We start from the raw sequence: 16,525 nt of genomic DNA, 5'->3' as shown, positions 1-16,525 counted from the left end.
GCACCTCGTCCCACCGCGCCCGATGGCCTTCCCGCGGCCCGCTCCCTGGCCGCCGCCTGGACGACGAGTGACGCGGGACCCACCACGATGGACGGATGGACATCTTCCTCCGACTCCTCGTCGCGATCGGGATCGCCCTGCTCGTCACGGCCGTCGCGTCACTCGTCCTGCACCTGGTCTTCCGGGCGCTCGGTCGGCGGGAACGCTGGGCTGCCGCGCTCTCCCGGCGCACGAAGCACCCGACCCGCACCACACTGCTCCTCGCCATGCTCTGGACGGCGTTCAGCACGAGCATCCCGCGCGACGCCGAACGGTTCCCGTGGCGGGACGAGGTGTCGCACGTCTTCCTCATCGCGATGATCGGCGTCGGGTGCTGGTTGGCCTGCGAGCTCGCGATCTTCCTCGAGAGCCTCGGGCTGCACAAGTACCGCGTGGACGTCCCCGACAACCGGGTCGCCCGCCGGGTGCGCACGCAGGTGCTCATCATCCGGCGACTGACCGTCGCCGTCCTCGTCATCATCGCCGTCGGTGCGATCCTGCTCACCTTCCCCGGGGTGGAGGCCGCCGGCGCGAGCGTCCTGGCGAGTGCCGGGCTCCTCTCGGTGATCGCCGGTCTCGCCGCGCAGACGATGCTCGGCAACGTGTTCGCAGGGATGCAGCTCGCGTTCTCCGGTTCGATCCGGGTCGACGACGTCGTCGTGGTGGAGACGCAGTGGGGCCGGATCGAGGAGATCACCCTCACCTACGTGGTCGTGCACCTGTGGGACGACCGGCGGTTCGTGCTGCCCTCGACCTACTTCACGAGCACCCCGTTCGAGAACTGGACACGCACGGGCAGCGAGCTGCTCGGCGCGGTCGAGTTCGACCTCGACTGGCGGGTGAGCCCGTCAGAGATGCGCGACGAGCTGGACCGCATCCTCGAGACGAGCACGATCTGGGACGGCCGCACCAAGGTGCTGCAGGTCACGGACGCCGTCGGGGGATTGGTGCGCGTCCGTATCCTCGTCACCGCGCCCGATGCCGGCGGCCTGTTCGACCTCCGGTGCTACGTCCGCGAGGAGATGGTGGAGTGGATGCAGCGCCAGCACCCGGAGGCACTCCCGCTGCAGCGCGTCCAGCTCACCGACCCGGTGCAGGAGCGCGCGGCACCGCGCCGGCCGCGGCGCGAGAACGACTCCCAGCTGTTCGGTGAGGGCGACGAACGCTCCGCCCTGTTCACCGGTCCGATCCAGACCTCGGGCATCCGCGCCGAGGACGTCCCGCCCGAGCGGCGCTGACCAGCTGCCCCATGACGGACGGGAGGCCCGCTACCAGCTGGTAGCGGGCCTCCTGTCAGTCGTGTGGTGCCGTCAGCGCGCGGCGCGCTGCTTCGCCTTCACCGCACGGTCGTCCTCGACGACCGTGCCGACCGCCACGATCGTGGTCGAGAGCCAGGCCACCCAGGTCAGGGCGAGCCGCCAGTCACGCGGTCCACGCCTGGTCGTCTGCAGCACGCTGTAGCCGCTGATGAGCGAGCCCCACACCGCACCGCTGAACATGAACTTCCGCACGGGTTCCTCCTGTCGTCGTCCGGCCCACGTTACCGGGCGGTACATTGGAGCGCCGCCGGGCGCACAGGGACCGCCGGCCATCCCAGCAAGGAGTCGCATCGTGCGCCAAGCCGTCATCGGAGCCGTCCTGCTCGCCGTCGGGGCGGTGTGCGTCGCACTCGGGTTGCTGCCGCTGCCCGAACTCGCGGCGCTCGCGGAGCGGGTTCTGCCGGTGCTCGGCTTCGTCCTCGGGCTGACGATCGTCTCCGAGCTCGCCGCGGACGCGGGCGTCTTCGACCGGCTCGCCGACCTCGCCGCGCGGGCCGGCGGCGGACGGACGATCGGCCTGTGGGCCGCGGTCGTCGTGCTCGCCGTGGTGTGCACGGTGTTCCTGTCGATCGACACCACCGCGGTCCTGTTGACACCGATCGTCATCACGCTCGCGCGCCGGGTCGGGCTGCCGCCGATGCCCTTCGCCCTCACCACCGTCTGGCTCGCGAACACGGCATCGCTGCTGCTGCCGGTGTCGAACCTGACGAACCTGCTCGCGGTGGACGGCATCGGACTCGACGGGCCGCTGCCGTTCGCCGGGTTGATGGTGTGGGCGGCGCTCGCCGGGGTCGTCGTGCCCTGCGCGGTGCTGCTCGTGGTGTTCCGTCGCTCGCTGTTCGGGCGCTACACGCCGGTCGGGCTGCGGAAGGCGTCCGATCCGGTCTTCTCCTGGGCGGCGTCCGTCGTCCTCGTCGCCCTGGTCGTGGCCCTGACCGCGGGGGTCGAGGTCTGGGTCGCCGCCGTCCTCGCGGCGCTCGTGCTCATCGGGGTCGCGGCGTGGCGGGCACCCTCGGAGCTCAAGCCGTCCCGCGTGCCCTGGTCCACGCTCGTGTTCGCCGCCGGGCTCTTCGTCGTCGTCGAGACCCTGCACGCCACCGGGGTCACCGACCCGATCGTCCAGGCGGTCGGCGGGGGCACCGGGACCGGTCCGCTGCTGCTCCTCGGCGGGGCAGGGGCCGTCGCGGCGAACGCGATCGACAACCTGCCCGCCTACCTGGTGCTCGAACCGGCCGCGGGGCACGAGGCCCTGCGGTACGCGGCGCTGCTCGTCGGCGTGAACGCCGGGTGTCTCATCACGCCGTGGGCCTCGCTCGCAACGCTGCTGTGGCACGCGCGGCTCACGGCCGAGGGCATCCACCTGTCGTGGGGGCGCTACATCGCCCTCGGGTGCGTGGTCGCGCCGCTCACCGTCGTCGCGGGCGTGCTGGCGCTGCAGATCTGATCCGTCGTGCCCGGCGCGCTCGCGGTGCCGGCGCTCAGAGCCAGTCGCGGTGCTTGAACGACCGGTAGAGGACCAGCGACGTCACCACGGTGAGCGCGAGCGACGCCCACAGCCCGCTCCACTCGCCCTCGCCGGGGAACTCCACGTTCTGCCCGAAGAAGCTCGTGATGCCGGTCGGGATGGCGATGATCGCCGCCCAGCTCGTCACCTTCTTCATGACGGTGTTCTGCCGGTTCGACGCCAGGTTCAGGTTCGTCTCCAGGACGCTGGAGACCGCGTCGCGCTGCTGCTCGACGGTGTCCGCGATCGACACGAGGTGGTCCTCCACATCGCGGAAGTACGGGCGGACCCCGTCGACGATCGTCTCGGCGTCACCGTGCAGCAGCGACCCCACGCTGTCCCGGGTGGGGACGACGAGCCGGCGCAGCACGCCGAGCGCCTTCCGGAGCCGGAACGAGCGCCGCTGGATCTGCTGCTCGCGCGGGTCCCCGTTCTCGAACAGGTCGTCCTCGAGCGCGTCGATGTCCCGCTCGATCGTCTCGAGGACGCTCGTGGCGTGGTCGACGACCGTGTCGAGCAGGCCCCACAGCAGCCACGGGACCCCGTGGTCGGCGAGGTCGCTGTTGGCGTCCCACCGGCGCTGGACCGCGGAGGTGTCGAAGTCGGCGCCGTGGATCGTCACGAGCGCGTGGGAGGTGACGAACGCCTTCACCTCGTGGGTGACGAGTCCACCGTCCTCGCCGGGGCCGTGCGCGTCGTAGACGACGAGGAACAGGCTGTCCCGGTACCGGTCGAGCTTCGGGCGTTGCCCGCGCTCCACGGCGTCCTCGACGGCGAGGGCGTGGATACCGAGCTCGCCCTCGACCTGCTCGAGGTCGGCCGGTGTCGGATCCGTGAAGTCGACCCAGACGAAGGCGCCGTCGCGGGCGACCAGTTCCGACACGTGTCCGACCGGGAAGTCCTGCTCCGCCGGCGACCCGTCCTGCCAGCAGCGCGTGCTCACCATGGGGCGAGCCTAGTGAGGCGGTCCGGTGGCACCCGACGGTCTGGGCGCTCCGGTGCCCGTCCGTGAACATCCGCTCAGCCCGGTCGACCGGTCGCTGGTAGTTTCGGGGTCGACGCCCCGGCAGGCCGCCGGGCAGGAACGGAGCACCCGCCACCCATGCCCGCAGACCGCACGGACAGCACCCGGTACGCATTCATCGTCGCCTCGAACCGACTGCCCGTCGACCGGGTGGTCGAGGAGGACGGTTCGGAGGGCTGGCGGCACTCTCCCGGCGGCCTGGTCACGGCGCTCGAGCCGGTGATGCGCCAGAACGACGGGGCCTGGGTGGGGTGGGTCGGCCAGCCGGACGTCACGGTCGAGCCGTTCGACAACGAGGGCATCCACATCGTCCCGGTCCCGCTCAGCGCAGACGACGTGCAGGAGTACTACGAGGGCTTCAGCAACGACACACTGTGGCCCCTGTACCACGACGTCATCGAGCACCCGAGCTACCACCGCGACTGGTGGAACGCGTACAAGCGTGTGAACCAGCGCTTCGCGGAGCAGGTCGCCGAGATCGCCGAGCAGGACGGCATCGTCTGGGTGCAGGACTACCAGCTGCAGCTCGTGCCGGCGCTCCTGCGCACCCTGCGTCCCGACCTGACGATCGGGTTCTTCAACCACATCCCGTTCCCGCCGGTCGGCATCTACGCCCAGCTGCCCTGGCGCGCGCAGATCCTGGACGGCCTGCTCGGTGCGGACGTCATCGGGTTCCAGCGGCAGGACGACGCGAGCGACTTCCTCCGTGCGGTGCGGCACATCAAGGGCTACACGACGAAGGGCTCGATCGTCGACGTCCCGGTGGACGACCCGCAGGCACCGCGGAGCCGCAAGGGCGTCACCGTGCGGCACGTCGAGGCCCGGCACTTCCCGATCTCGATCGACGCCGAGAGCTTCGAGGAGATCGCCCGCCGTCCCGAGGTGCAGCAGCGCGCGAAGGAGATCCGCGACGGTCTCGGCAACCCCACGACCGTCCTGCTCGGCGTCGACCGGCTCGACTACACGAAGGGCATCCGCCACCGCATCAAGGCGTTCGGCGAGCTCGTCGAGGACGGCCGCCTCGCGGTGGAGGACGCCGCGCTCATCCAGGTCGCCAGCCCGAGCCGGGAGCGCGTCGACACCTACCGGATGCTCCGCGACGAGATCGAGCTCACCGTGGGACGCATCAACGGCGACCTCGGCGTCATCGGCCACCAGCCGATCTCGTACCTGCACCACGGCTACCCCCGCGAGGAGATGGTGGCGCTCTACCTCGCCGCCGACATCATGCTCGTCACGGCGCTCCGCGACGGCATGAACCTCGTCGCGAAGGAGTACGTCGCGAGTCGCTTCGACAACGACGGCGTGCTCATCCTCTCCGAGTTCGCCGGTGCCGCCGACGAGCTCAAGCAGGCCGTCATCGTCAACCCGCACGACATCGGGGCGCTGAAGGACTCCATCCAGCGTGCGATCGAGATGCCCCGACGGGAGCGCTCGACGCGCATGCGGGCTCTGCGCAAGCGCGTGCGGGACAACGACGTGGCGCGGTGGTCCCGCTCCTTCCTCGAAGCGCTCGACCGCCACGCGCCGAAGAGCGCCCAGATCGACCCGGACGCGGCCGGCCAGGGGGAGCCGCACCGCGAGGCACCGACCGACGGCACGTCGATCTTCGACCAGGACGCCCAGACCGCGCGCGCCGCCGAGGACACCCGGGAGGACCGCGATGCCTGACCGGACGACGGAGACCGGTCTCGCCCAGGCGCTCGAGACGCTCGCGGCTGCGCCGCGACTGCTCGTGGCGCTCGACTTCGACGGCACGCTCGCGCCCTTCGCCGACGACCCCGCACGGGTGGGTGCGCTGCCCGGCAGTTGGGCCGCCGTCCTCACCCTGCAGCGCGCGCGGGACACGGAGGTCGTGCTCGTGTCCGGACGGCCGCTCGGCAGCCTGGCAGCGGTGTCCCACGCGCCGGAGACCATGGCGCTGATCGGCTCGCACGGCGTCGAGTGGCGTGTCGACGGCCACGACGAGGCCGCGCTGACCGAAGAAGAGACCGCCAGGGTCGCCCGGATCGGCGCGGCACTCGACGCGGTCGGTGCCCGCCACCCCGGCGTCGTCATCGAGCACAAGCCGGCGGGCCACGGCGTGCACACCCGGCGGGTGAGCGCGGAGGAGGCCGCCGCGACGAACGCCGAGGCGAGCCGTGCCGCGCACGACGCCGACCCCGGCGTGCTCGAGCGCGGGGGCAAGGACATCCTCGAGTTCGCGGTCCGCCACGTCACGAAGGGCGACGCGATCGACCGCCTCCGGGAGCTCCGAGGAGCGGACGCGGTGTTCTTCGCCGGCGACGACGTCACCGACGAGGACGGCTTCCGGGTGCTCCGCGACGGCGACGTCGGCGTGAAAGTGGGGGAGGGGGACACCCTGGCCGCCCACCGTGTCGCCGATCCGACAGCCCTGACCGACGTGCTCAAGCAGCTCGGACGACTCCGGGCCACGCGCTGACCGAGGGCGCAACACGATGCAGACGCATGGTGTTGCGCCACTGGTATCCCAAACGGTCCTAGACTCTGGACATGCCTGACATCGACGTGAAGCCGCGCAGCAGGGTCGTCACCGACGGGATCGAAGCAACCACTTCGCGTGGCATGCTGCGGGCCGTCGGGATGGGCGACGAGGACTGGGAGAAGCCGCAGATCGGCATCGCCTCGTCCTGGAACGAGATCACCCCCTGCAACCTCTCCCTCGACCGCCTCGCCCAGGGCGCCAAGGAAGGCGTCCACGGCGGCGGCGGGTACCCGCTGCAGTTCGGCACCATCTCCGTGTCGGACGGCATCTCGATGGGCCACGAGGGCATGCACTTCTCGCTCGTGTCGCGTGAGGTCATCGCCGACAGCGTCGAGACGGTCGTCAGCGCGGAGCGCCTGGACGGCACCGTCCTGCTCGCCGGCTGCGACAAGTCCCTGCCGGGCATGCTCATGGCCGCCGCGCGCCTCGACCTGGCGAGCGTGTTCCTCTACGCCGGGTCGGTCATGCCGGGCTACGTCAAGCAGGCCGACGGGTCGATGAAGGAAGTCACGATCATCGACTCCTTCGAGGGTGTCGGTGCGTGCAAGGCCGGCACGATGACCGAGGAAGAGCTCAAGGAGATCGAGTGCGCGATCGTCCCCGGTGAGGGCGCCTGCGGTGGCATGTACACCGCGAACACGATGGCGAGCCTGGCCGAGGCGCTCGGCATGTCGCTCCCCGGCTCCGCCGCGCCGCCGAGTGCCGACCGCCGCCGCGACTACTACGCGCACCGCTCGGGCGAAGCCGTCGTGAACATGCTCCGTCTGGGACTGACCGCCCGGCAGATCCTGACGCGCGAGGCCTTCGAGAACGCCATCACCGTGCTCATGGCCCTCGGTGGGTCGACGAACGCCGTGCTGCACCTCCTCGCGATCGCCCACGAGGCCGAGGTCGAGCTCACCCTCGACGACTTCAACCGCATCGGCTCGAAGGTCCCGCACCTCGCCGACATGAAGCCCTTCGGCAAGTACGTCATGGTCGACGTCGACCGCAACGGCGGCATCCCGGTGATCATGAAGGCCCTGCTCGAGGCCGGCCTGCTGCACGGCGACTGCATGACCGTCACGGGCAAGACGGTCGCCGAGAACCTGGCGGCGATCGACCCGCCCGAGCTCGATGGCGAGGTCTTCCGGAAGATCGACAACCCGATCCACGCGACCGGTGGCCTGACGATCCTGCAGGGTTCGTTCGCACCGGAGGGTGCCGTCGTCAAGACGGCCGGCTTCGACGCCTCCGTGTTCGAGGGGCCCGCGCGGGTGTTCGACCGCGAGCGTGCCGCGATGGACGCCCTCACCGAGGGCCGCATCCAGAAGGGCGACGTCGTGGTCATCCGCTACGAGGGCCCCAAGGGCGGACCGGGCATGCGCGAGATGCTGGCCATCACGGCGGCCATCAAGGGCGCCGGCCTCGGCAAGGATGTACTACTGTTGACGGACGGTCGATTCTCAGGCGGCACAACCGGCCTCTGCATCGGCCACATCGCACCGGAAGCCGTGGACGCAGGTCCAGTGGCCTTCGTGCGCGATGGCGACCGCATCCGTGTCGACATCGCGGCTCGCTCGCTCGACCTACTGGTCGACGACGCCGAGCTGGAATCCCGCCGAGCAGGCTGGGAACCGTTGCCCCCGCGCTACACCCGCGGAGTCCTCGCGAAGTACGCCAAGCTCGTCCAGTCCGCCGCCCTCGGCGCGGTCACGGGCTGACGTCGACACCCGACACATCGCCATCCCTCCAGGCAAGGAACCGTTCATGCCCACGGAAGCTACACCGCTGTCCGCTGCCGGAGCACGTCGCTCACCAGAGGTCCTGACCGGCTCGGGAGCCGTCCTCCGGACGCTCGAGCACCTCGGGATCACCGACGTCTTCGGCCTGCCCGGCGGCGCCATCATCCCGTTCTACGACGAGCTCATGGCGTCGACGACCATCCGCCACATCCTGGTCCGGCACGAGCAGGGCGCCGGCCACGCCGCCGAGGGCTACGCGTCCTCGTCCGGCAAGGTCGGCGTCGCGATCGCGACGTCCGGCCCCGGTGCGACGAACCTCGTCACCGCGATCGCCGACGCCTACATGGACTCCGTGCCGTTCATCGCGATCACCGGGCAGGTCTTCTCGACCCTGATGGGGACGGACGCCTTCCAGGAAGCCGACATCGTCGGGATCACGATGCCGATCACGAAGCACTCGTTCCTCGTCACGAAGCCCGAGGACATCCCCGCCACGATCGCCGCCGCGCACCAGATCGCGACGACCGGTCGGCCCGGCCCGGTGCTCGTGGACATCACCAAGGACGCGCAGCAGATGTCGGCGCCGTACATCTGGCCGCCGAAGATCGACCTGCCGGGCTACCGTCCGGTCACGAAGGCACACGGCAAGCAGATCACCGCCGCCGCGCAGCTGCTCGCCGAGTCGAGCCGCCCGGTCCTGTACGTCGGCGGCGGAGTCATCCGTGCCGGTGCCTCCCCGGAACTCCTGCGCTTCGCCGAGGCGACGGGCGCGCCGGTGGTCACGACGCTCATGGCGCGCGGTGCGTTCCCGGACTCGCACCCGCAGCACCTCGGCATGCCGGGCATGCACGGCACCGTGCCCGCGGTCCTCGGGCTCCAGGAGAGCGACCTCATCATCGCGCTCGGCGCCCGCTTCGACGACCGTGTGACCGGGAAGGCCGACGAGTTCGCCCCGGACGCCAAGGTCGTGCACGTCGACATCGACCCGGCCGAGATCTCGAAGATCCGCTTCGCCGACGTGCCGATCGTCGGGGACGCGAAGGTCGTGCTGGCGGACCTGCTCGAGGCGTGGGCCGCCGTCGACCAGTCCGAGCGGGCCTCCACGGCCGACTGGTGCGCGCACCTCGACAAGATCCGTGCCGACTTCCCGCTCGGGTACGTCGAGCCGCAGGACGGCCTCATCGCACCGCAGCACGTCATCCGCCGCATCGGCGAGATGACCGGACCGGAGGGCGTGTTCGCCTCCGGTGTCGGGCAGCACCAGATGTGGTCGGCACAGTTCATCCAGTACGAGCGCCCGAACGCGTGGCTCAACTCCGGCGGCGCCGGCACGATGGGCTACTCCGTCCCCGCAGCCATGGGTGCCAAGGTCGCCCAGCCGGACCGAGTGGTCTGGGCGATCGACGGTGACGGCTGCTTCCAGATGACCAACCAGGAGCTCGCGACCTGCGTCATCAACGACATCCCGATCAAGGTCGCGGTGATCAACAACTCGTCGCTCGGCATGGTGCGGCAGTGGCAGACGTTGTTCTACGACGGCCGGCACTCGTTCACCGACCTGCAGACCGGGCACGGCACCCGCCGCGTGCCGGACTTCGTCAAGCTCGCGGACGCCTACGGAGCCCTCGGCATCCGGGTCGAGCGTCCCGAGGACATCGACGCCGCGATCCAGCTCGCGCTCGACACCAACGACCGCCCGGTCGTCATCGACTTCGTGGTCAGCCGCGACTCGATGGTCTGGCCGATGGTCCCGCAGGGTGTCGGCAACTCCTCCATCCAGTACGCCCGCGAACTCGCGCCCACCTGGGACGACGAGGACGCCGACATGACGGGGGAGCCCGCATGAGCCACGTCCTGTCCCTCCTCGTGGAGGACAAGCCGGGTCTGCTGACCCGTGTCGCCGGGCTGTTCGCCCGACGCGGCTTCAACATCGAGTCGCTCGCCGTCGGCAGCACCGAGGTGGACGGCCTGAGCCGCATCACCGTGGTGGTCGACGTCGAGGACCTGCCGCTCGAGCAGGTGACGAAGCAGCTCAACAAGCTCGTCAACGTCATCAAGATCGTGGAGCTCGACTTCCCCCAGTCGGTGCAGCGCGAACACATGCTCGTGAAGGTGCGTGTCGACAACCAGACCCGGTCCGCGGTGCTCGACGCCGTGACGCTGTTCCGGGCGCAGGTCGTCGACGTCGCCACCGACTCGCTCGTCGTCGAGGTGACCGGTGACCCCGGCAAGATCCAGGCGATCCTGCGCGTCCTCGAGCCCTACGGCATCAAGGAGCTGGCCCGCGCCGGCCTCCTCGGCATGGGCCGCGGACCGAAGAGCATCACCGACCGGGTGCGCTGAGCACCGGTCAGCCAGAGACCACCGAACCAAGGAGATCACGCACCGTGACTGACATCGTGTACGACGCCGACGCCGACCTCAGCCTCATCCAGGGCAAGAAGGTCGCGGTCATCGGCTACGGGTCGCAGGGCCACGCCCACGCCCTCAACCTCCGCGACTCCGGCGTCGAGGTCAAGATCGGCCTCAAGGAGGGCTCGAAGAGCCGCCAGAAGGCCGAAGAGGCCGGCTTCGAGGTGCTGACCCCGGCCGACGCCACCGCGTGGGCCGACGTCGTCGTCATCCTCACCCCGGACCAGGTGCAGCGGATCGTCTACAAGGACGACATCGCCCCGAACCTCAAGCAGGGTGCGACGCTCGTCTTCGGTCACGGCTTCAACATCCGCTACGGCTACATCGAGGCGCCGGAGGGCGTGGACGTCTCGCTCGTCGCGCCGAAGGGCCCGGGGCACACCGTCCGCCGCGAGTACGAGGCCGGCCGTGGTGTCCCGGTCATCGTCGCGGTCGAGGTCGACGCGTCCGGCAGCGCCTGGGACCTCGCCTGGTCCTACTCCAAGGCCATCGGCGGTCTGCGCTCCGGCGGCATCAAGACCACGTTCACCGAGGAGACCGAGACCGACCTGTTCGGTGAGCAGGCCGTCCTCTGCGGTGGCACGTCGCAGCTCATCCAGTACGGCTTCGAGACCCTGGTCGAGGCGGGCTACCAGCCGCAGATCGCCTACTTCGAGGTCCTGCACGAGCTCAAGCTCATCGTCGACCTCATCTGGGAGGGCGGCCTCACCAAGCAGCGCTGGTCGATCTCCGACACCGCCGAGTTCGGCGACTACGTCTCCGGCCCGCGCGTGATCTCGCCCGAGGTCAAGGAGAACATGAAGGCGGTCCTCGCCGACATCCAGGACGGCACCTTCGCGAAGCGCTTCATCGAGGACCAGGACGCCGGTGCCCCGGAGTTCCAGGCCCTCCGCGAGAAGGGCGAGGGGCACCCGGTCGAGGCGACCGGCCGCGAGCTCCGCAAGCTCTTCGCGTGGAAGCAGGCGGACTCCGACTACGTCGACGGTTCGGCCGCGCGGTAGTCTGCCTGAGACAAGCTCGACCCGCGAGGCGGCGGTGCAGTGCACCGCCGCCTCTCGATGTGACCCGGACACGATGCAGCATCTCCTCCAGAACCCCGACGTCTCCGGACGTCGACGCAGCGCGACGACGCCCGACGTCGTGCCGGTCGTCGCGCCCACGGCGTGGCGCGGGCCCGCCGCCGGACATGGGATGATCGTCGGATGGCGGTGACGAGACGAGCGGTCCACATCGGCGCCGGCAAGATCGGGCGCGGGTTCGTGGGCCAGTTCCTCGTGGCGAGCGGCTACGACCTGACCTTCGTCGACGTCGACGAGCGTGTGGTCGCCGCCCTGAACGAGGCCGGCCGGTTCGTCGTGCACGAGGTCGGCGAGATGCCGGTCGAGCACACCGTCGCCGGGTTCCGCGCGCTGAACAGCAAGACGGACCGCGACCGCGTGGTCCGGGCGATCGCCGAGGCCGACGTCGTCACCACCGCCGTCGGGGCCCGCACCCTGCCTCTCGTGGCGCCGCTCATCGCGGAGGGCCTCGCGGCCCGTCCGCTCGACCGCGGCGAGGTGACGATCGTCGCGTGCGAGAACGCGTTCAACGCCACCGACTCCCTGCACGCGAGCATCCGCCGTGCCCCGATCCTCGAGGACCGCGACATCGCCGCGGTCTTCGCGAACTGTGCGATCGACCGCATCGTCCCGGACCAGTCCGGCGTCCTCGGCCAGTCCGGCGGTCTCGACGTCGTGCTCGAGCCCTTCTACGAGTGGGTCATCGAGCGCACGCCCTTCGCCGGGACCGCCGCCGAGCACCCCGTCATCGACGGCGTGACCTGGGTGGACGACCTGCAGCCGTTCGTCGAGCGCAAGCTCTACACCGTCAACACCGCGCACGCGACCGCCGCCTACCACGGCTGGGTGCGCGGCATCCGGCTGATCCGGGAGGCCCTCCAGGACCCCGCCGTGCGCGCCGAGGTCGACGGGGTGCTCGCGGAGACGACCGCACTGCTCGTCGCGAAGCACGGCTTCGACCCGGAGGAACACGGGCGGTACGTCGCGGCGAACCTGACGCGCATCGCGAACCCGCTCCTGCCGGACACGACGCTGCGTGTCGGCCGGAACCCGCTGCGCAAGCTCGGTCGCCGCGAGCGGTTCATCGGCCCGGCCGCGCAGCTCGCGGAGCGGGGCCTCCCCGTGGACCACCTCCTCGGCGCCGTCCGCGTCGCGCTCGAGTTCGACGACCAGGACGACCCGGAGTCGTACGAACTCCACGCGCTGCTCCGCTCCGGCGCGACGGCGCACGCCCTCACCGAGATCCTCACCGGACTGATGGAGGGCCACCCGCTGTTCCCCGCCGTCCGCGACGTCGTGGCCGGTGTCCTCGAGACCCAGCCAGCCCAGGCATGAGCGGCGACCCTCGTAGACTCGACGGCATGACGGAGGCACGCGAACCCGACGACGACGACGCCCTGTCGTGGGGTGACGCGGACGACGCCACGCACGTGGACGCCGCGCACAACCCGATCGCCGTACGGGAGCGCGACGAGCGTGACCCCGACGCGCCCGAGACCTCCGGGGCGCTCATCGGGTTCGGCGTGTTCGGCGGGCTGTACCTGCTGTACACCGTGGCGTGGCTGCTCACCGCCTCGACGACCTACGTGTCCGGCGTCGACCGGGTGCTGAGTGGCTACGTCGAGGTCCTGCGGTTCCTGTCGATCGTCGCCCCGGCGCTGTGGTTCACGGTGGTGCTCTGGGCGGCCCGCGCTCGGAGCACCCGCACCCGCCTGCTGTGGATGCTCCTCGGCGCGGTCGTCCTCTTCCCCTGGCCGTTCCTCATGACGCGGAGCTTCGGGTGACGGCGGTCGACGGCCGTGCGGGCCGCGCGGCACGGTCCCGCACCGGACTCCTCGGCCGGATCGCGATCTGGGCCGTGTTCGCCGTGCTGCTGGCGTACATGACCGTGCAGAGCGTCGGGAACCTCGTCACCGTGTCGCGCTCGGTGCAGGAGTTCAACGCGTTCATCGCGAGCTCGTCCGGAGGCGACTCGCTCCGACGCGCCGTGCCGTGGGTCTGGCTCGTCCTGGACATCGTGATCGCGCCGCTGGCCTTCGTCGTGGCGCTGTGGGTCACCCGCCGGTCGACGCTCGCGGTGACGGCAGCGGTGTTCCTGCTCGCCTTCGCGGCGGCCGGAGCGCTCTGGCTCGACCTGCAGCTCTTCGTCCCGCGCCTGCTCGACTTCTGACCCGGGCGGACCGTCCGGGTCGGCGACGGTGACGGCGTCGTAACGACCCCGCCGCGTCGGTAGGGTGGTGGTACACCACCCGTCTCGTGTGAGGAACAGCAGTCGTGTCGAAGCCGGTCGTCCTGATCGCCGAAGAACTCTCGCCCGCCACCGTCGACGCCCTCGGGCCCGACTTCGAGATCAGGAACGTCGACGGCACCGACCGTCCGGCCCTGCTCTCCGCGCTGTCCGACGCGCACGCGATCCTCGTCCGGTCCGCGACGAAGGTCGACGCCGAGGCGATCGCCGCGGCACCGCAGCTGCAGGTCATCGCCCGCGCCGGCGTCGGGCTCGACAACGTGGACATCAAGGCGGCCACGACCGCGGGCGTCATGGTGGTGAACGCGCCGACGTCGAACATCATCTCGGCTGCCGAGCTGACCGTCGGGCACATCCTGTCGCTCGCGCGCCACATCCCGGCGGCGCACGCGTCGCTGGCCGCCGGCGCGTGGAAGCGGTCGTCCTACACGGGCGTCGAGCTGTACGAGAAGACCGTCGGCATCATCGGCCTCGGTCGGATCGGCGCGCTCATCACGCAGCGCCTCCAGGCCTTCGGCGTCTCGGTCATCGCGTACGACCCCTACGTCACGACGGCTCGTGCACAGCAGCTCGGGGTGGAGCTCGTGTCCCTCGAGGACCTGCTCCGCCGTGCCGACTTCACCACGATCCACATGCCGAAGACCCCGGAGACGATCGGCATGATCTCCGACGACCAGTTCGCGCTCATGAAGCCGACCGCGTTCGTCGTCAACGTCGCCCGCGGCGGCCTCATCGACGAGGACGCGCTGTACCGCGCCCTGACGTCGAACACGATCGCCGGTGCCGGGCTCGACGTCTTCGTGTCCGAACCGCCGAAGGACTCGCCGCTCGTCTCCCTGCCGAACGTCGTCGTGACGCCGCACCTCGGCGCCTCGACCGATGAGGCGCAGGAGAAGGCCGGTGTCGCCGTCGCCAAGTCGGTCCGCCTGGCACTCGGGGGCGAGCTCGTGCCCGACGCGGTCAACGTCGCCGGCGGGGTCATCGACCCGTACGTGCGGCCCGGCATCCCGCTCGTCGAGAAGCTCGGCCAGGTCTTCACCGCGATGGCGACCTCGCCGGTCACGAGCATCGACGTCGAGGTGCACGGCGAGCTCGCCGAGTACGACGTCAGTGTGCTGAAGCTCGCCGCGCTCAAGGGCGTGTTCACCGACGTCGTCAGCGACCAGGTCTCCTACGTCAACGCGCCGCTCATCGCGGAGCAGCGCGGCGTCACCTTCCGGCTCATCACCGACGGCGACAGCCCCGAGTACCGCAACCTCCTCACGATCCGCGGCGCGCAGTCCGACGGTCCGGCGATCAGCGTCTCCGGCACGCTCACCGGCTCGAAGCAGGTCGAGAAGCTCGTCGAGATCAACGGCTACGACGTCGAGGTCGCGCTTGACAAGCACCACGTGGTCATGGCCTACACGGACCGGCCGGGCATCGTCGCGGTGTACGGCAAGGAGTTCGGCGACGCGGGCATCAACATCGCCGCCATGCAGATCGCCCGCCAGTCGGCCGGTGGGGAAGCGCTCAGCGTGCTGACCGTCGACTCGCCGGTCCCGGACGAGGTGCTCGAGCACGTCCGTTCCACCATCGACGCGGCGTCGCTCCGCGAGATCGACATCACGCTCTAGGAGACCCATGTCGCAGACGCTCAAGCTGGCGGTCATCCGCGGGGACGGCATCGGCCCCGAGGTCGTCGACGAGGCCCTCAAGGTCCTGCACGCGGTGGCCGGTGCGGAGCTCGACGTGCAGGAAACCGCCTTCTCGCTGGGTGCGAGTCGCTTCCTCGAGACCGGGGACGTCCTCACCGAGGACGACATGGCGGCGATCGCCGAGCACGACGCGATCCTCCTCGGAGCCGTCGGCGGTGACCCGCGGGACCCGCGGCTCGCCGGCGGGATCATCGAGCGCGGGCTGCTCCTGAAGCTGCGGTTCGCGTTCGACCACTACGTCAACCTCCGGCCGACGACCGTGCACGACGCCGTCGCGTCACCGCTCGCCGCACCCGGGGACGTGGACTTCGTCGTCGTCCGCGAAGGCACCGAGGGCCCGTACGTCGGCAACGGCGGCGCGATCCGCGTGGGGACGCCGCACGAGATCGCCACCGAGGTCTCGCTCAACACCGCACACGGCGTGGAGCGCGTGGTGCGGTACGCGTTCGACCTGGCCTCGCGGCGACCGCGGCAGCACCTCACCCTCGTGCACAAGAGCAACGTCCTCGTGCACGCCGGGTCGCTCTGGCAGCGGACCGTCGCCGCTGTGGGCCAGGAACACCCGGACGTCACGGTCGACTACCAGCACGTCGACGCCGTCATGATCCACATGGTGCGGGAGCCGTCGCGGTTCGACGTCATCGTGACGGACAACCTCTTCGGCGACATCATCACCGACCTCGCCGGGGCGATCAGCGGCGGCATCGGTCTCGCCGCCTCCGGGAACATCAACCCGGACGGCACCTTCCCGAGCATGTTCGAGCCGGTCCACGGATCGGCGCCCGACATCGCCGGTCAGCAGCTGGCCGACCCGACCGCCGCCGTCCTGTCCGTCGCCCTCCTGCTCGACCACATCGGCCGGCCGGACCTCGCGGCGGCGGTGACGCAGGCGGTCGAGGCCGACCTCGCCGACCGGGGCACCACACAGCGGTCGACGGCCGAGATCGGTGACGCCATCGTCGCCGCGGTCACCGCACGCACCACCACGGCCTGA

General features: G+C 70.5%; 15 protein-coding genes. 13 read left to right on the top strand and 2 right to left on the bottom strand.

Annotated features, from left to right (window positions below; all coding sequences use genetic code 11):
• Nucleotides 1-95: 95 nt before the first annotated feature.
• On the top strand, nucleotides 96-1,277 hold the full coding sequence (locus DEJ34_RS09855; RefSeq protein WP_110911064.1) for a mechanosensitive ion channel family protein: 1,182 nt from the start codon (nucleotides 96-98) through the stop codon (nucleotides 1,275-1,277).
• Nucleotides 1,278-1,349: 72 nt separating this feature from the next.
• On the opposite strand, the gene DEJ34_RS09850 is transcribed toward DEJ34_RS09855, so the two are convergent.
• Nucleotides 1,350-1,550, bottom strand: coding sequence for a hypothetical protein (locus DEJ34_RS09850; RefSeq protein WP_110824472.1), 201 nt, complete (start codon nucleotides 1,548-1,550; stop codon nucleotides 1,350-1,352).
• A gap of 100 nt (nucleotides 1,551-1,650) precedes the next feature.
• On the opposite strand from DEJ34_RS09850, the gene DEJ34_RS09845 reads away from it, so the two are divergent.
• Complete coding sequence (locus DEJ34_RS09845; protein WP_110900614.1) at nucleotides 1,651-2,802, top strand: SLC13 family permease; 1,152 nt, start codon at nucleotides 1,651-1,653, stop codon at nucleotides 2,800-2,802.
• A 34-nt stretch (nucleotides 2,803-2,836) separates the two neighbouring features.
• Here DEJ34_RS09845 and DEJ34_RS09840 read toward each other — a convergent pair whose 3' ends face one another.
• Entirely contained in the window at nucleotides 2,837-3,808 is a 972-nt protein-coding gene (locus DEJ34_RS09840) for a magnesium transporter CorA family protein (protein WP_110824470.1), read from the bottom strand.
• A gap of 156 nt (nucleotides 3,809-3,964) precedes the next feature.
• Between DEJ34_RS09840 and otsA the strand changes: the two genes are divergently transcribed.
• The 11 genes from otsA (at nucleotide 3,965) to DEJ34_RS09785 (ending at nucleotide 16,525) form a co-directional block, all read left to right on the top strand.
• Nucleotides 3,965-5,557, top strand: a complete 1,593-nt coding sequence (gene otsA / locus DEJ34_RS09835) for an alpha,alpha-trehalose-phosphate synthase (UDP-forming) (protein WP_110900616.1) — start codon at nucleotides 3,965-3,967, stop codon at nucleotides 5,555-5,557.
• Nucleotides 5,550-6,329, top strand: a complete 780-nt coding sequence (gene otsB, locus DEJ34_RS09830; RefSeq protein ID WP_110900617.1) for a trehalose-phosphatase — start codon at nucleotides 5,550-5,552, stop codon at nucleotides 6,327-6,329. The genes otsA and otsB overlap by 8 nt, the downstream gene beginning before the upstream one ends.
• A gap of 71 nt (nucleotides 6,330-6,400) precedes the next feature.
• Nucleotides 6,401-8,095: a dihydroxy-acid dehydratase gene (gene ilvD, locus DEJ34_RS09825; protein WP_110824467.1), complete on the top strand. Its 1,695-nt coding sequence runs from the start codon at nucleotides 6,401-6,403 to the stop codon at nucleotides 8,093-8,095.
• Nucleotides 8,096-8,141: 46 nt separating this feature from the next.
• A complete protein-coding gene (locus tag DEJ34_RS09820) occupies nucleotides 8,142-9,962 on the top strand; it encodes an acetolactate synthase large subunit (protein ID WP_110911063.1) in 1,821 nt (606 codons plus the stop codon).
• Complete coding sequence (gene ilvN / locus DEJ34_RS09815) at nucleotides 9,959-10,459, top strand: acetolactate synthase small subunit (protein WP_110824465.1); 501 nt, start codon at nucleotides 9,959-9,961, stop codon at nucleotides 10,457-10,459. Before DEJ34_RS09820 ends, ilvN begins: the two co-directional genes overlap by 4 nt.
• Before the next feature lie 44 nt (nucleotides 10,460-10,503).
• Complete coding sequence (gene ilvC / locus DEJ34_RS09810; protein WP_110824464.1) at nucleotides 10,504-11,529, top strand: ketol-acid reductoisomerase; 1,026 nt, start codon at nucleotides 10,504-10,506, stop codon at nucleotides 11,527-11,529.
• Between the two features lie 201 nt (nucleotides 11,530-11,730).
• Nucleotides 11,731-12,921, top strand: coding sequence for a mannitol-1-phosphate 5-dehydrogenase (locus DEJ34_RS09805; RefSeq protein WP_110911062.1), 1,191 nt, complete (start codon nucleotides 11,731-11,733; stop codon nucleotides 12,919-12,921).
• 26 nt (nucleotides 12,922-12,947) lie between these two features.
• Complete coding sequence (locus DEJ34_RS09800; protein ID WP_110911061.1) at nucleotides 12,948-13,370, top strand: hypothetical protein; 423 nt, start codon at nucleotides 12,948-12,950, stop codon at nucleotides 13,368-13,370.
• Nucleotides 13,367-13,756: a hypothetical protein gene (locus DEJ34_RS09795; protein ID WP_110889892.1), complete on the top strand. Its 390-nt coding sequence runs from the start codon at nucleotides 13,367-13,369 to the stop codon at nucleotides 13,754-13,756. Before DEJ34_RS09800 ends, DEJ34_RS09795 begins: the two co-directional genes overlap by 4 nt.
• 104 nt (nucleotides 13,757-13,860) lie before the next feature.
• A complete protein-coding gene (gene serA / locus DEJ34_RS09790) occupies nucleotides 13,861-15,450 on the top strand; it encodes a phosphoglycerate dehydrogenase (protein ID WP_110911060.1) in 1,590 nt (529 codons plus the stop codon).
• A gap of 7 nt (nucleotides 15,451-15,457) precedes the next feature.
• Entirely contained in the window at nucleotides 15,458-16,525 is a 1,068-nt protein-coding gene (locus DEJ34_RS09785; protein ID WP_110900618.1) for a 3-isopropylmalate dehydrogenase, read from the top strand.

The organism is Curtobacterium sp. MCPF17_050, assembly GCF_003224435.2.
GTDB lineage: Bacteria > Actinomycetota > Actinomycetes > Actinomycetales > Microbacteriaceae > Curtobacterium.
The sequence above is the reverse complement of the archived record's forward strand: the minus strand, read 5'-3'. Positions and strand labels throughout refer to the sequence as shown.

Excerpts from the sequence above, each read along its gene's own strand:
- DEJ34_RS09785 (WP_110900618.1), top strand. The coding sequence starts at position 15,458 with ATGTCGCAGACGCTCAAGCTGGCGGTCATCCGCGGGGACGGCATCGGC.
- DEJ34_RS09855 (WP_110911064.1), top strand. The coding sequence starts at position 96 with ATGGACATCTTCCTCCGACTCCTCGTCGCGATCGGGATCGCCCTGCTC.
- ilvN (WP_110824465.1), top strand. The coding sequence starts at position 9,959 with ATGAGCCACGTCCTGTCCCTCCTCGTGGAGGACAAGCCGGGTCTGCTG.
- otsA (WP_110900616.1), top strand. The coding sequence starts at position 3,965 with ATGCCCGCAGACCGCACGGACAGCACCCGGTACGCATTCATCGTCGCC.
- DEJ34_RS09805 (WP_110911062.1), top strand. The coding sequence starts at position 11,731 with ATGGCGGTGACGAGACGAGCGGTCCACATCGGCGCCGGCAAGATCGGG.
- DEJ34_RS09840 (WP_110824470.1), bottom strand. The coding sequence starts at position 3,808 with ATGGTGAGCACGCGCTGCTGGCAGGACGGGTCGCCGGCGGAGCAGGAC.
- otsB (WP_110900617.1), top strand. The coding sequence starts at position 5,550 with ATGCCTGACCGGACGACGGAGACCGGTCTCGCCCAGGCGCTCGAGACG.
- ilvD (WP_110824467.1), top strand. The coding sequence starts at position 6,401 with ATGCCTGACATCGACGTGAAGCCGCGCAGCAGGGTCGTCACCGACGGG.
- DEJ34_RS09800 (WP_110911061.1), top strand. The coding sequence starts at position 12,948 with ATGACGGAGGCACGCGAACCCGACGACGACGACGCCCTGTCGTGGGGT.
- DEJ34_RS09820 (WP_110911063.1), top strand. The coding sequence starts at position 8,142 with ATGCCCACGGAAGCTACACCGCTGTCCGCTGCCGGAGCACGTCGCTCA.